17 protein-coding genes are annotated in these 12999 nt (G+C 64.1%); 11 read left to right on the forward strand and 6 right to left on the reverse strand.

Going from position 1 to position 12999, the window contains the following annotated elements; translation table 11 throughout:
• Window positions 1–51 precede the first annotated feature (51 nt).
• From U741_RS19915 to U741_RS0100705, 4 genes are read left to right on the forward strand one after another with little or no spacing between them, the layout of a single operon-like run.
• Window positions 52–492: a VOC family protein gene (locus U741_RS19915; RefSeq protein ID WP_043110343.1), complete on the forward strand. Its 441-nt coding sequence runs from the start codon at window positions 52–54 to the stop codon at window positions 490–492.
• Window positions 489–962: a VOC family protein gene (locus U741_RS0100695; RefSeq protein WP_029888574.1), complete on the forward strand. Its 474-nt coding sequence runs from the start codon at window positions 489–491 to the stop codon at window positions 960–962. Before U741_RS19915 ends, U741_RS0100695 begins: the two co-directional genes overlap by 4 nt.
• A gap of 10 nt (window positions 963–972) precedes the next feature.
• Window positions 973–1332 carry a YciI family protein gene (locus U741_RS0100700; RefSeq protein ID WP_029888575.1) on the forward strand — a complete coding sequence of 120 codons (360 nt, stop codon included), beginning with the start codon at window positions 973–975 and terminating at the stop codon, window positions 1330–1332.
• A 24-nt stretch (window positions 1333–1356) separates the two neighbouring features.
• A complete protein-coding gene (locus U741_RS0100705; RefSeq protein ID WP_029888576.1) occupies window positions 1357–1719 on the forward strand; it encodes a DUF1428 domain-containing protein in 363 nt (120 codons plus the stop codon).
• 39 nt (window positions 1720–1758) lie between these two features.
• Here the strand turns inward: U741_RS0100705 and U741_RS0100710 are convergent, their stop codons facing one another.
• Both U741_RS0100710 and dinB read right to left on the reverse strand, forming a co-directional pair.
• A complete protein-coding gene (locus U741_RS0100710; protein WP_052378362.1) occupies window positions 1759–3105 on the reverse strand; it encodes an adenylate/guanylate cyclase domain-containing protein in 1347 nt (448 codons plus the stop codon).
• 103 nt (window positions 3106–3208) lie between these two features.
• Window positions 3209–4294: a DNA polymerase IV gene (gene dinB, locus U741_RS0100715; RefSeq protein ID WP_029888578.1), complete on the reverse strand. Its 1086-nt coding sequence runs from the start codon at window positions 4292–4294 to the stop codon at window positions 3209–3211.
• A 96-nt stretch (window positions 4295–4390) separates the two neighbouring features.
• Here dinB and U741_RS0100720 point away from each other — a divergent pair, with 96 nt between their 5' ends.
• From U741_RS0100720 to U741_RS17480, 5 genes are all read left to right on the forward strand, one after another.
• Window positions 4391–5323, forward strand: coding sequence for an ABC transporter ATP-binding protein (locus U741_RS0100720; RefSeq protein ID WP_436239740.1), 933 nt, complete (start codon window positions 4391–4393; stop codon window positions 5321–5323).
• A 68-nt stretch (window positions 5324–5391) separates the two neighbouring features.
• On the forward strand, window positions 5392–6156 hold the full coding sequence (locus U741_RS0100725; protein ID WP_029888580.1) for an ABC transporter permease: 765 nt from the start codon (window positions 5392–5394) through the stop codon (window positions 6154–6156).
• Window positions 6157–6190: 34 nt separating this feature from the next.
• Window positions 6191–6523 (forward strand): DMT family transporter, encoded by a 333-nt coding sequence (locus tag U741_RS0100730; RefSeq protein ID WP_029888581.1) that lies wholly within the window; start codon window positions 6191–6193, stop codon window positions 6521–6523.
• A gap of 123 nt (window positions 6524–6646) precedes the next feature.
• The gene (locus tag U741_RS0100735) at window positions 6647–6880 is read left to right on the forward strand and encodes a DUF2188 domain-containing protein (RefSeq protein ID WP_029888582.1); all 234 of its coding nucleotides are present in this window, start codon (window positions 6647–6649) and stop codon (window positions 6878–6880) included.
• Window positions 6881–6885: 5 nt separating this feature from the next.
• Complete coding sequence (locus U741_RS17480; RefSeq protein ID WP_043110150.1) at window positions 6886–7509, forward strand: hypothetical protein; 624 nt, start codon at window positions 6886–6888, stop codon at window positions 7507–7509.
• A gap of 95 nt (window positions 7510–7604) precedes the next feature.
• On the opposite strand, the gene U741_RS19825 is transcribed toward U741_RS17480, so the two are convergent.
• Window positions 7605–7727 carry a PIN domain-containing protein gene (locus U741_RS19825; RefSeq protein WP_161776075.1) on the reverse strand — a complete coding sequence of 41 codons (123 nt, stop codon included), beginning with the start codon at window positions 7725–7727 and terminating at the stop codon, window positions 7605–7607.
• On the reverse strand, window positions 7724–7975 hold the full coding sequence (locus U741_RS0100750; protein WP_029888584.1) for a type II toxin-antitoxin system Phd/YefM family antitoxin: 252 nt from the start codon (window positions 7973–7975) through the stop codon (window positions 7724–7726). Before U741_RS0100750 ends, U741_RS19825 begins: the two co-directional genes overlap by 4 nt.
• 126 nt (window positions 7976–8101) lie before the next feature.
• On the opposite strand from U741_RS0100750, the gene U741_RS0100755 reads away from it, so the two are divergent.
• Both U741_RS0100755 and U741_RS0100760 read left to right on the forward strand, forming a co-directional pair.
• Window positions 8102–9691, forward strand: coding sequence for a peptide chain release factor 3 (locus U741_RS0100755; protein ID WP_029888585.1), 1590 nt, complete (start codon window positions 8102–8104; stop codon window positions 9689–9691).
• On the forward strand, window positions 9688–10959 hold the full coding sequence (locus U741_RS0100760) for an MFS transporter (protein WP_029888586.1): 1272 nt from the start codon (window positions 9688–9690) through the stop codon (window positions 10957–10959). The genes U741_RS0100755 and U741_RS0100760 overlap by 4 nt, the downstream gene beginning before the upstream one ends.
• Window positions 10960–11006: 47 nt before the next feature.
• On the opposite strand, the gene U741_RS0100765 is transcribed toward U741_RS0100760, so the two are convergent.
• Both U741_RS0100765 and U741_RS0100770 read right to left on the reverse strand, forming a co-directional pair.
• Window positions 11007–11516 (reverse strand): glycine zipper 2TM domain-containing protein, encoded by a 510-nt coding sequence (locus U741_RS0100765; RefSeq protein ID WP_052378364.1) that lies wholly within the window; start codon window positions 11514–11516, stop codon window positions 11007–11009.
• A 68-nt stretch (window positions 11517–11584) separates the two neighbouring features.
• Entirely contained in the window at window positions 11585–12907 is a 1323-nt protein-coding gene (locus tag U741_RS0100770; protein ID WP_029888588.1) for an MATE family efflux transporter, read from the reverse strand.
• Between the last annotated feature and the right edge of the window lie 92 nt (window positions 12908–12999).

Below are 12999 nucleotides of genomic sequence, written 5' to 3' on the forward strand. Positions count from 1 at the left end.
CACCATGCGCTGGACCGGCGCCAGAAGGACATTCAGTCGGTGCCCGCCGGCATGCACTCCATCACCCCGCATCTGGAGTGTGAAGGCGCGTCCGATGCCATCGCTTTTTACAAGGCCGCGTTCGACGCGATTGAGGAAGCCCGCCTGCCGGGCCCCGATGGCCGCCTGATGCACGCGCAAATCCGCATTGGCAACAGCACGGTGATGCTGGCCGATCCCTTCTCCGGGTGTGCCTCGCACCGCCCCGAGCGGCTCACAGGTTCGCCTGTGTGCATTCACCTCTACGTGGCCGACGCCGATGCCACCTTTGCCCGCGCCATTGCGGCAGGCGCCACCGTCATCATGCCGCTCAGCGACATGTTCTGGGGCGACCGTTACGGGCAGCTTGAAGACCCGTTCGGACATCGCTGGTCGATTGCCACCCACCTGCGTGACGTCAGTCCGGAAGACTGCGCAGCAGCCCTCGCAGCGATGCCGGAGATGTCGTCATGAGCGCAGCCATCACCCCCTGCCTGTGGTTTGACGACCAGGCCGAGCCGGCCGCCCGTTACTACTGCGACGTGTTCAAGGACGCCGCCATCGACGCCATTTCACGTTATGGCGAGGGCGCCCCATTGCCCGCAGGGACGGCCCTCACTGTCAACTTCACGCTGCGCGGGCGTCCGTTCACAGCACTCAATGGTGGCCCGCATTTCACCTTCAGCGAAGCGGTGTCGTTTGTCGTGGAGTGCGACGACCAAGGCGAGATCGACCACTACTGGACTGCCCTGGGCGACGGCGGCAGCGAACAGCAGTGCGGCTGGCTCAAGGACCGCTACGGCCTGTCGTGGCAGATCGTGCCCCGGCAGATGGCCGCCTGGATGAGTGACGCTGATCCGCAGCGCGTCAACCGCGTCATGCAGGCCTTGATGCAGATGATCAAGATTGATATCGCAACACTGGAGAGGGCGTATGCCAATTGAGCCACAGCGCATGAAGTATCTCTGCCTCGTCTATGGCGAGGAAGGTCAGCTCGCTGCGATGGATGATCACGAATGCCTGGGGGTAGACCGTGCACTGCGCGACAGCGGCCATTGCACCGCGTCGGAAGCGCTGCAACCGGTGGCCACCGCCACCACGGTGCGGGTGCGCCAGGGCCGCATCAGCGTGTCTGACGGCCCCTTCGCCGAAACCAAGGAAGCCTTGGCCGGCTTTTATCTGATCGAAGCGCGCGACCTGAACGAGGCGATCCAACTGGCGGCGAAGATTCCGCCGGCAGCGGTCGGCTGCATCGAGGTGCGCCCGATTCGCGATATTCGCGAGCAGCCCAATCAAGGCGCGCAGCTCGCGTGAGCCCCTGACCCAAAGGAGGCCCCCATGGCCCGTTACTACGATGGTTTTGTCTTGCCGGTTCCCACCGCCAATCTGGCGGCGTACAAGAAAATGGCCAAGTTGGCCGCCACGGTGTGGCGCGAGCACGGCGCGCTGGAGTACATCGAAACGGTCGCCGAGGACGTGAAACCCGGCAAGCTCACGTCGTTCCCCCAAAGCGTCAAGCTCAAGGCCGACGAAGTGGTGGTGTTCGCCTACATCGTCTACAAGTCGCGCAAGGACCGAGACCGCGTCAACGCCAAGGTGATGGCCGATCCGCGCATGCAGTGTGCGGCGGGCGACATGCCCTTCGACGGCAAGCGCATGTTCTGGGGCGGGTTCAAGGGCATGGTTGAGTCAATGCCCTGAATCGTTGACAGCGCGCGACACCCACGGGGCGATGGTCCGTCAAGCGGACCTTTGGTTCGAGAGCCGATATAGCGGCCACTTGCTGGGCACGCCCTTGAGGCTGTGGATGCCGCGCTCCTGGAAGGCGTAATCGGCGCCCAGCAAGACGTCTCGAACCGTGCGCGAGACCCAGGTCTCTCCTGCGCCGGCGAAGGCCGCAACGCGGGCGCCGATGTGCACCGTCAGCCCACCAATGCGGCCATCGTCGCGTAGCTCCACATCGCCCACATGAACCCCGGCACGAATCGGCAAGGCCAAGCGCCCGAGCGCCTCATGCAACGACTCGGCGCAGTCGATGGCATCGGCGGGATGCGAAAAGCGCAGAAAGCTGCCGTCGCCCGCCGAGTCCACCACCACGCCGCCGTGATGCGTTGCCTGCTCGCGCACCAGACGGTCATGCTCGTCCAGACGCTCGCGCCAGTCGCGATTGCCCAGTTGGGTGGCAAGCCGGGTGGCGTCAACGATGTCGGTGAACAGAATGCTGGCGAGCTGACCGGCGCGTCTGACCCGTCGGCGCTGGCCGGTGATGAACGACTCAATGGCCGACAGCGTCTCGGTGACGCCTTCGCCGGCAAGGTTGGCATCTTGCCCCGGCAGGTCCAGCCATTGCGCGCCGGGGATGTGCTCGGCCATGTAGCGGGACTGCGCGGCGGGAAACATGGTGCAGTCGCGGCGACCAATCACCAAGGTCGGCACTTGTACGCCCGGAAGAATGGCGCGGGCATCAATGGCCGCGACCGACTCCAAATTTTCAGCCACCGCCCGCGGCGAGGCCATGGCCTGTTGGGCGCGTGCCTGACCGCGCATCGCCTCGGGATCGCCGGCCCGGCTGGGCGTGTAAATCGCAGAAAACGTTTCGGTGCCCCAATGCTCGCGGATCGTCTGCTGCAGGGCACTCATCTCGTCCGGACTGAACCCCGGATAGCCCGGCGCAGCCCGCATGCTGGCGCTGGTGATGCCCAGAATCAGCCCATCGATACGATCTCGGTGCTGGTCATAGGCATTGAGGACCAGGGGGCCGGAATCAATCGAGCCCAGAACCATGGCGCGCGGGCTGTCGGCCGCGTCAAGCACGCTGATCAGGTCTTCGATCCAATGCGCCATGACGCTGAGGCCATCGGCTGGACGAGGATCGGACAGGCCCGAGCCCCGGCGGTCAAAGCGGATGACGCGGGCAAAGCCGGCCAGATTGCGCAAGAACCGCGACGCGTTGGGCTCGGTCCACGGCGAGTTGAGATTGCTCCACAGCCCGAAGGTGCACACCACGTCGCGCTCGCCCTCGCCAAAGACGTGGTATGCGACACGGTCTCCCCGAATGACGGCGTAACGGGTTTCAGGTGTCTTCATGTGGGCAAGGGCAGAGAGGTCCCGACGAATGGACCACGCGGCGGCTGCAAAATCAATACAGCGCTCAAACCCGATCAGGTCGACCCAGAAGGAGGCTCCGGCCTCAAGACCGGTCGCCTCCAGCCAGGAACAAGTCGGCTTGAGAGCTGGCCACGCCGCTATCGCCCGATTCGACGCCGTCCAGCCCCACACCGACCAGCCGGTAACGCTGGCCGGGCGGGTGCTCGACGCGGCTCAGCAGGCCAATCGCCAGCGCCGTGAATTGTTCGAAGCTGATGGGTGGCTGCGGCGGGGTGACATGCCGGCTGATGATGCGGAAGTCGGCGGTCTTCAGCTTCAGCACCACCGTGCGGCCGCGCAAGTCGCGCTTGGCGGCCGCCGCCCAGGTCTTGTCGGCCATACGGCGGATGTGCGGCGCCAGCGCATCGGCGGGCAGGTCGTCGGCAAACGTGTCCTCGGCCGAGATCGAGCGCCGCTGCCGGTCGTTGCGCACCGGATGATCATCAATGCCCAGCGCCAGATCGTGCAGACGACCGCCCCAGCGGCCAAAACGGGCTTCCAGCGCCGCGCGTTCCAGCCCGCGCAGTTCGGCGACGCTGGTGACGCCCAGCGCCGCCAGCTTGTCTCCGGTCACCTTGCCAACGCCGGGCAGCCGCGCCACCGGCAGGGGCAGCAAAAAGCAATCGACATCACGCGGTTTGACCACGCACAGGCCGTCGGGCTTGTTGACGTCCGACGCAATCTTGGCGAGAAACTTGTTGGGCGCCACGCCGGCAGAGGCGGTCAGATTCAGTTCGTCACGAATCTGCGCACGGATGCATTCGGCCACGGCCGTGGCACTGCCCAGCGCCGCCAGATGATCGGTGACGTCCAGATAGGCTTCGTCCAGCGACAGCGGCTCAATCAGCGGCGTGTGCCGGGCGAAGATTTCACGCACCTGCTGCGACACCGCGCGGTAGCGGGTGAAGTCCGGCGGCACAAACACCGCCTCGGGGCAGAGCCGCTCGGCGCGCACGGCGGGCATGGCCGAGCGGATGCCAAAAGTGCGCGCCTCGTATGACGCTGCACACACCACTGACCGCGCACCCTTCCACGCCACCACCACCGGACGGCCGCGCAGCGCCGGGTCGTCGCGCTGCTCGACCGAGGCATAGAAGGCGTCCATGTCGACGTGGATGATTTTGCGCATGCGCGCAACGCTACCCGATTGGTCGCGAAAACAGTCTGGCGGGTCGCTCTACGCTCCGGGCGCCTGTGGCACGCTACGCGCCCTGTCGCCTGCGGAGTGATCGTGTCTACCGTGTTATCGGTCCAGCATCTGGACAAGACCTACGCCACCGGCTTCAAAGCACTCAGTGACGTCAGCCTCGACATCCGGCGCGGCGAGATTTTTGCGCTGCTCGGCCCCAACGGGGCGGGCAAGACGACGCTGATCAGCATCATCTGCGGCATCGTCAATGGCAGCGGCGGGCAGGTGTTGGTCAATGGTCACGACGTGGCGCGCGACTTCCGCGCGGCGCGCGCCACCATCGGCCTGGTGCCGCAGGAACTGCACACCGATGCCTTTGAAACGGTGTGGGCCACGGTGCGCTTTTCGCGCGGGCTGTTCGGCAAGCCGCGCAACGATGCGCACATTGAAAAGGTGCTGCGCGAGCTGTCGCTGTGGGACAAGCGCGGCGAAAAAATCATGGCGCTGTCGGGCGGCATGAAGCGACGGGTGATGATCGCCAAGGCGCTGTCGCACGAGCCCACCTTGCTATTTCTGGACGAGCCCACGGCGGGCGTGGACGTTGAGCTGCGGCGCGACATGTGGGCCATGGTGCGGCGCCTGCGCGACGACGGCGTGACCATCATCCTCACCACGCATTACATCGAAGAAGCCGAAGAGATGGCCGACCGCATCGGCGTGATCCACGGCGGCAAGTTGATCCTGGTGGAGGACAAGGCCGTGCTGATGCACAAGCTCGGCAAGAAGCAGCTCACGCTGCACCTGCAACAGCCGCTGACCGAGCTGCCCGAGGCGCTGGCCGGCTACGCGCTGGAACTGGCCGACGACGGCAACACACTGGTATTTACCTACGACAGCCAGACCGACCAGACCGGCATCGCCGCGCTGCTGCGCCGCCTCGGCGAGCTGGGCATCGACTTCAAGGGGCTGCAATCGTCCGAAAGCTCGCTGGAAGATATTTTCGTCAATCTGCTGAGGAATCAGGCATGACAAATTTGTCGGGAACAAATTTTAACCGCCGCAAGGCTGGCCCCGAAGGGGCAGACGCCAGGATAGGCGTGTGTAATTTTTATGCCATCCGCGCGATTTACCACTTCGAAATGTCGCGCTGGCTGCGCACCCTGATGCAAAGCCTCGCCTCGCCGGTGCTCTCGACCTCGCTGTACTTCGTGGTGTTTGGCGCGGCCATCGGCAGCCGCATGGGCGAGATCGACGGCGTGCCCTACGGGGCCTTCATCATTCCCGGCCTGATCATGCTGACGATGATGAGTGAGAGCCTCTCGAACGCCTCGTTTGGCATCTACATGCCCAAGTGGTCGGGCACCATCTACGAGGTGCTGTCGGCGCCGGTGTCGGCCAGTGAAATCGTCATTGGCTACGCCGGGGCGGCGGCCACCAAGTCGGTGCTGCTGGGGCTGGTGATTCTCGCCACCGCGCGGCTGTTCGTCGCTTACGAGATCGCTCATCCCATCTGGATGCTGAGCTTTCTGGTGCTCACCGCCGTCACCTTCAGCCTGTTCGGCTTCATCATCGGCATCTGGGCCGACAACTTCGAAAAACTACAGATCATTCCGCTGATGATCGTCACGCCGCTGGCGTTTCTGGGCGGCAGTTTTTACTCGATCAGCATGCTGCCCGACATCTGGCAGAAGATCGCCCTGCTGAACCCGGTGGTGTATCTGATCAGCGGCTTCCGCTGGAGCTTCTTCGGCGTGTCGGACGTGAATGTTGGCGTCAGCCTCGCGATGATTGGCGTGTTTCTGCTGATCTGCATCACCACCATCGTCTGGATCTTCAAGACCGGTTACAAGATCCGCCACTGACCGCCCGCGGCTAATTCAACCCGAGAGCTCCCCAATGAAACCCTGGCTGTTCCTGTCGGTTGCCATCGTGGCCGAAGTCATCGCCACCTCGGGCCTGAAGGCCAGCGAGGGCTTCACCCGCCTGTGGCCGTCGGTGCTGGTGGTGGTGGGCTACAGCATCGCGTTTTACTGCCTCAGCATTGCGCTGCGCGCCATTCCGGTGGGCATCGCCTACGCCATCTGGGCCGGGCTGGGCGTGGTGTTGATTGCCGCCGTGGGCTGGCTGCTGTTTGGCCAGCAACTCGACGCCGCCGCGCTGATCGGCATGGCGCTGATTGTGGCCGGCGTGGTGGTGATGAACGTGTTCTCGAAGTCGGTGGCGCATTGATTTGAAGCACGGCAACTCGGCTTGAGCGAGGGGTTAGGCGTCACCGAGGTAGCGCTTCGCGTTAGCATGTGTTTCTGAGCGCCACTAACACCCAGCGGCTCAGCTTCATGTGGAGCAGGCGTCATGAGAAAGGTAAGCAAGCATGTGGTCCCAAACCCTTCCGGGGGGTGGTCCGTGAAGAACTCCGGCGCAACTAGGGCGAGCAAGGTCTTCGACACTCAGCAGCAGGCCATTACTTACGGTCGCGACGCTGCGAAGAAGACGAGATCCGAGCTTTATGTCCACGGCCGCGACGGGACGATCAAGAATAAGAATAGCTATGGCAACGATCCGATGCCTCCGCGAGACAACAAGTAGCTGACATGGCGTTCGAGAAGAACGTCTTCGTCAACTGCCCGTTCGACGCCGAGTATCTGCCGCTGCTGCGACCTCTTCTCTTCACAGTGATCTATCTTCGCCTCACACCGAGGATCGCGCTTGAGGCGATTGACTCGGGGGAACTTCGGCTGAACAAGATCGTTGAGTTAATCCGGGACTCAAAGTACTCGATCCACGATCTTTCCCGGAGTGAAGCAGCGGTTGCGGGAGAGCTGTACCGGTTAAACATGCCCTTCGAACTTGGCGTCGACTTTGGATGCCGAACGTTCGGAAAACCGAAGCAACGAGACAAGCGGGCTCTCGTTCTCGAAGCCAAGCCCCACCGGTATAAGGCTTCGATCTCTGATCTTGCTGGAGCGGACATCGAGTGTCATGAGGATGAGCCGTACAAGGTTATCGGCGTTGTACGCAACTGGTTGAAGAACGTCTGTCTTGCACAAGCAGCCGGACCGGCACGAATTTCAAGTGCGTTCACCGACTTCATGGCTGACAACTTCGATGCACTAACGCAATTGGGCTTCTCGCCGCAAGACATCGAGCTACTGCCGGTCGGAGAACTGATTGAGAGAATGACGGCGTGGGTCGCCTCGAAAGCTGCAGCGGCGTGAATTCGCAGCTCGGCGGCTGTGACGCCTAACTCCAGATAAGCAGCGTCGTACTTCCATTTGACGGCCATTTTCAGGCTGCTGGCGACCTCCAGGTACTACAACGACGGCACCAAGGCTCGGCTCGCGACGACGCGATCAAGCGCTTTTTGGGCATTGGCGTCCGACTCATCCGGCATCAGCCACGCTAGGGTCACCGAGCTGTCGAGCACCAGACTCACGCGCGGCCCTCGTCGCGCAGCGCTTTCCATTCCGGCCAGTTGAGGGCCTTGCCATCAAGGCCAGCCGCGCGTGCGCGGATGCGGGCCGCCGCCACATCACTGCGGTCGGGTTCTGATCCCGGCTGGTGCATGACCAACCGCGCCACCGCCTTGCCGCGCCGGGTGATGACCACCTCTTCGCCCGCTTCCACCCAATCCAACAAGGTGCCGAAGGTGTTCTTGGCTTCAAACGCATCGATCTCGCGCATGGTTCGCTCCTGGCATTAATAAACTGGATCGTAAGCCACTTGGTAAAAGCCCCGCGAGCGAGTACCGGACCGGAGGCACGACACCCAACCCGCTAGAATGCGCACCTCGTTTAACCGGCGGTTCCCATGTCTGAAGTCGCACGGGCGGCGGCGCTGCGGCGCACGTTCGCCATCATCTCCCACCCCGACGCGGGCAAGACCACGCTGACCGAAAAGCTGCTGCTGTTTGGCGGCGCGATCCGCCTGGCCGGGTCGGTGAAAGGCCGCAAGGCCGACCGCCACGCCACGTCCGACTGGATGGCGCTGGAACAGCAGCGCGGCATCTCGATCACCACCTCGGTGATGCAGTTTCCGTACAACGGCAAAATCGTGAACCTGCTGGACACGCCGGGCCACGAAGACTTCTCGGAAGACACCTACCGCACGCTCACCGCGGTGGACTCGGCGCTGATGGTCATCGACGCCGCCAAGGGTGTCGAGGCGCGCACCATCAAACTGATGGAGGTCTGCCGCCTACGGACGACGCCGATCATCACCTTCGTCAACAAGCTGGACCGCGAGGGCCGCCCGCCGCTGGAACTGCTGGACGAGGTGGAGAAGGTGCTGGGCATCCGCTGCACCCCGGTCACCTGGCCGATCGGCATGGGACGTGAGTTCAAGGGCGTGTATCACTTGCTGGAAGATCGCTTCTATCTGTACACCGGCGACAAGCACCGGGTATCCGAGATCGAGACCATTGAAGGCCTGCACACGCCGGGCTTGGACCAGCGTTTTGGGCGTCCCTACCAGCAGATGCTGGAAGAAATCGAACTGGTGCAGATGGCCGGTGACGGCTTTGACTTGGACGCCTACCGCCGCGGCGAACTGACGCCGGTGTTCTTCGGTTCGGGCATCAACAACTTCGGCGTGCGTGAACTCTTGAACGGCTTCACCGACTGGGCGCCACCGCCGCAGGGCCGCGAAGCCGAACCGCGCCATGTCGCCGCCGACGAAGCCGCGTTCTCGGGCTTCGTGTTCAAGATCCAGGCCAACATGGACCCCAAGCACCGCGACCGCGTGGCGTTTCTGCGCGTCTGCTCGGGCACCTACCGCGAGGGCATGACCCTGCACTCGGTACGCCTGAAAGGCCCGGCGCGCATCTCGCAGGCGCTCACCTTCATGGCCTCGGACCGCGAGAACGTGCAGATCGCCTACCCCGGCGACATCATCGGCCTGCACAACCACGGCACCATCTCGATTGGCGACTCGTTCTCCGAAGGCGAGCAGATCCGCTTCACCGGCATCCCCAACTTCGCGCCCGACCTGTTCCGCCGGGTGATTCTCAAGGACCCGCTCAAGGCCAAAGCGCTCAACAAGGGCCTCGACCAGCTCTGCGAAGAAGGCGCCACCCAGGTCTACCGGCCGCTGACCAACAACGACATCGTGCTCGGCGCGGTCGGCGTGTTGCAGTTTGAAGTGGTGCAGTACCGCCTCAAGGACGAATACAACGTCGAGTGCATCTTCGAGCCGGTGCAGGTGCACAGCGCCCGCTGGGTGGCGTGCAGCGACGCCAAGAAGTGGACGGACTTCAAGGACAAGAACGAGCAGCGCCTGGCCATCGATCACCACGGCGCGCTGGTGTATCTGGCGTCGTCATCGGTGAACCTGGGCATGGCGCGTGAGCGCTTCCCCGACGTGCACTTCACCGACACCAAAGAGCAGAATTTCGGCGTTTGAACACTGCTTCCGCCCCGCGCCCCGACGCGCTCGCTGCCCTGCGCATCGGTGAGTTTCGTGCCTTGTCGGGACTGGCGCTGCTGGTGATGATTGCGGTGCAGGCGCAGGCGGTGGCCATCGGCTGGGCGCTGTACCAGATCACCCGCGATCCGCTGGTGCTCGGCCTGGTCGGGCTGGCCGAGGCGCTGCCGTTCATCGGCCTGGCGTTGTTTGGCGGCTATCTGGCCGATCACCGCGACAAGCGCACGCTGATGCGAATTGCGCTGGGCCTGATGATCGCCGCATCGATGCTGTTGATCTTCGTCATGCAGGACGCGGTACGCGCACGCTTGGGCCCTTGGCCGTGGCTGCTGGCGGTGTACGCGAGCCTGATGCTGATGGGGCTGGCACGCGGGCTGTTCGCGCCGTCGGCCACCGCCCTTCGCGCCTTTGTGGTGCCGCGCACGATTTATCCCAATGCGGCGGCGTGGTCGAGTACGGCGATGCAGTCCGGCATGGTGCTGGGACCGCTGTTAGGCGGGCTGTCGTATGCGGCATTCGGGCTCAGCGTGACCCTGTGGGGCTGCGCCGGACTGTTGGCCACCGCCATCGGCCTGAGCGTGTGGCTGAAACCGCGCCCGCCGCTGAGCGTGCGGGTGCACGGGCAGTCGGTGATCCAGAACATTGCCGAAGGGCTGGCCTTCGTGCGTCGTACGCCGGTGATCCTGTACTCGCTGGCACTGGACCTTCTGGTGGTGCTGTTTGGCGGGGTGATTGCGATTCTGCCGATGTTTGCCGAGGAGATTCTGCGCATCGGTCCCGAAGCCCTCGGCGTGCTGCGCGCGGCACCGGCGGTGGGCGCCATCCTCACCATCCTGATCTGCACGCGCTTCACGCCCACCGTGCACGCCTGGCGCAACCTGCTGCTGGCCTGCGCCGGGTTTGGCGCGGCGACCCTGGTGTTTGCACTCTCAAGCCACTATTGGCTGTCGGTGGCCGCGCTGTTTGCAACCGGTGCATTCGATTCGATCAGCGTGGTGATTCGCCAGACCTTGCTGCAGATCTACACACCGGACGCCCTGCGCGGACGGGTGCAGGCGGTCAACAGTGTGTTCATCAGCACCTCGAATGAAATCGGCGCTTTCGAATCCGGGCTTGCGGCAAAACTGATGGGCGCGGTGCCCTCGGTCATCTTCGGCGCGGCAATGACGCTGGGGCTGACCGGCGTGATCGGGCGCCGCACCCGAACGCTGCTACGCCTGCGGGTGACGGCAGCGTCCACAACGTAAAAAGCCCTCGCATTGCGAGGGCTTTCGGGACGATGCAACGAACCCGATCAGGTCCGCAGTTCGAGGTTGTTCCCGACGACCCGCACCGGGGTGCCAACCGAGATGCCCGAAGTGGAATTCAGCGTGACGACCTGCGAGCCGCCCGCATCCATCCGCACGGTGACGCGGAAATAGGTCGCCGAGTTGCGACGCTTCTCGATCTCGTGCCCCGCCATACCGCCGCCAATGGCACCCGCTGCGGTCGCCGCCTTGTTGCCGCTGCCGCTGCCGAACTGATGCCCGATGACACCCCCGGCAATCGCGCCGGCCACCGCGCCGATACCGCTGCCCTCGCCCTTCTCGGTCACAGTTTCGATGTTGCTGACCGTGCCGCAGTTGTTGCACACCGGCTCCGGCGCGGGCGCCGGCTTGGCGGCGGCGACGGGCGCAGCTTCTTCAGAGGCGGCGCTCTCATCTTCAGCGTCTGCCGAAGCGCTGTCTTCAAGTGCAGGGGCGCAGGCGCTCATCGCCAAAGCAAGACCGGCCACCGGCATCAGCGCAATCCAATTTTTCAACATGATCGAAACCTCCCCAGAAAAGATGATCGCAGCGTAGTCCGCGAAAATGAGCCAACTCTGAACCGACCTCAAAGTCGAATTTGCGCCCAACGGCGGCGGCGCCAGGCAACTGCAAAGAACCCCGCCTGCAACAGACGATACGCCCCCATGGCCAGCCACACCATGGTCAGCCCGAAACCCGACACCGGCCCCACCCACCAAACCAATGGCAGGAACAATCCCCACTGAAGACCCGTGGCCACGAACATGACATAGCGGCTTGCGCCCGCGCCCAGCAGCGCCTGCATGAGAATGATGCCGAGGCCGTCGACGGCCATCATCAGGCCCAGCAACTGCAGTGGCACCACGCCCAGCGCCACGACAGCCGGGTCGTTCAGGAACCAGCCGAGCAACCATTCGGGCGCCAGCACCATCGGCAGACCAGCGGCCAGATAGATCCACAGCGCGACGCGCCAGGTGTCCCACGCGGCTCGCGCAGCGTCCTGCACGTCGCCGCGCCCCAGGGCCTGGCTGGCCAGCGTCGCGGCGGCAATACCAAAGCCGACGCTGGGCAGAATCAGGGTCAGCATCAGCGTGATGAGGATGTGCGACACCGCCAGTTCATCGGTGCCAATACGGGCAATCATCCAGAACAGCACCGTGAAGCCACCCGAGAACATCAACTGCTGCACCGCGCTGGGCAGCCCCAAGCGCAACAGGGCGCGGTTCTCGTCGGTCGACGGCGCCGCCCGAAGATAACCGTGCGGGCGCGCGTGGCGGAAGGCATAGAGCAGATAGAACAACGTACCGATGAACACCGAGATCGACGTGCCCAACCCGGCGCCGGCAGTGCCCATCTGCGGCAATCCCCAGAGCCCGTGAATCAGCCCGTAGCTGATCGGCACATTCAGTGCGTTCATCACGAACAAGGTGACCATGTACACCTGTGTGCGCTTGATTGCGCTCCAGTAGCCGCGATAGCAGAAGTTCATGCCGACCGCCGCCACCGCCAGCAGCCGCCATTGCAGGTAGCCGGTGCCCTCCTCAACCACCGCCGGGTCGGGCGTCAACATCGCCATCAGCGCTTCAGCGCCCCACCAGCCGAGCACGGTCAACGGCACGCCAATCAACAGCGATAGCCGCAGTCCACCATTGAGTGGCACCGCGACCTCGTGCATGCGGCCCTCACCCACCCGGCGTGCCGCCAGCGCCTGAACCGCTGGCGAGAATCCGGTGAGAAATGACACCGCCATGAAATTGACGAAGCTCGCGAGACCGACCGCCGCCAGCGCCGTTGCGCCCAGCGCGCCCACCATCCATGCGTCGACCAGGTTGAGCAGATTCTGCGACGTCATGCCGGCCACGATGGGCACGCTGATCTGCAGAATGTCGCGCCGCCGCTCCGGCGTCATGCGCACGACCGCCTTCCAGGGGCGGTTTCGGCGCCCCTTAGTGGACCATTTGCGTCATGGGCGGCGGGGGGCTGGGTGGGCATAATCGACGC

This window comes from Polycyclovorans algicola TG408, assembly GCF_000711245.1.
GTDB lineage: Bacteria > Pseudomonadota > Gammaproteobacteria > Nevskiales > Nevskiaceae > Polycyclovorans > Polycyclovorans algicola.

Coding starts and splice junctions, on each gene's coding strand:
- U741_RS0100735 (WP_029888582.1), top strand. CDS start 6,647: ATGAGAAAGGTAAGCAAGCATGTGGTCCCAAACCCTTCCGGGGGGTGG.
- U741_RS0100770 (WP_029888588.1), bottom strand. CDS start 12,907: ATGACGCCGGAGCGGCGGCGCGACATTCTGCAGATCAGCGTGCCCATC.
- dinB (WP_029888578.1), bottom strand. CDS start 4,294: ATGCGCAAAATCATCCACGTCGACATGGACGCCTTCTATGCCTCGGTC.
- U741_RS0100710 (WP_052378362.1), bottom strand. CDS start 3,105: ATGAAGACACCTGAAACCCGTTACGCCGTCATTCGGGGAGACCGTGTC.
- U741_RS19915 (WP_043110343.1), top strand. CDS start 52: ATGCACTCCATCACCCCGCATCTGGAGTGTGAAGGCGCGTCCGATGCC.
- U741_RS0100730 (WP_029888581.1), top strand. CDS start 6,191: ATGAAACCCTGGCTGTTCCTGTCGGTTGCCATCGTGGCCGAAGTCATC.
- U741_RS17480 (WP_043110150.1), top strand. CDS start 6,886: ATGGCGTTCGAGAAGAACGTCTTCGTCAACTGCCCGTTCGACGCCGAG.
- U741_RS0100755 (WP_029888585.1), top strand. CDS start 8,102: ATGTCTGAAGTCGCACGGGCGGCGGCGCTGCGGCGCACGTTCGCCATC.
- U741_RS0100695 (WP_029888574.1), top strand. CDS start 489: ATGAGCGCAGCCATCACCCCCTGCCTGTGGTTTGACGACCAGGCCGAG.
- U741_RS0100765 (WP_052378364.1), bottom strand. CDS start 11,516: ATGTTGAAAAATTGGATTGCGCTGATGCCGGTGGCCGGTCTTGCTTTG.
- U741_RS0100700 (WP_029888575.1), top strand. CDS start 973: ATGAAGTATCTCTGCCTCGTCTATGGCGAGGAAGGTCAGCTCGCTGCG.
- U741_RS0100705 (WP_029888576.1), top strand. CDS start 1,357: ATGGCCCGTTACTACGATGGTTTTGTCTTGCCGGTTCCCACCGCCAAT.
- U741_RS0100750 (WP_029888584.1), bottom strand. CDS start 7,975: ATGCGCGAGATCGATGCGTTTGAAGCCAAGAACACCTTCGGCACCTTG.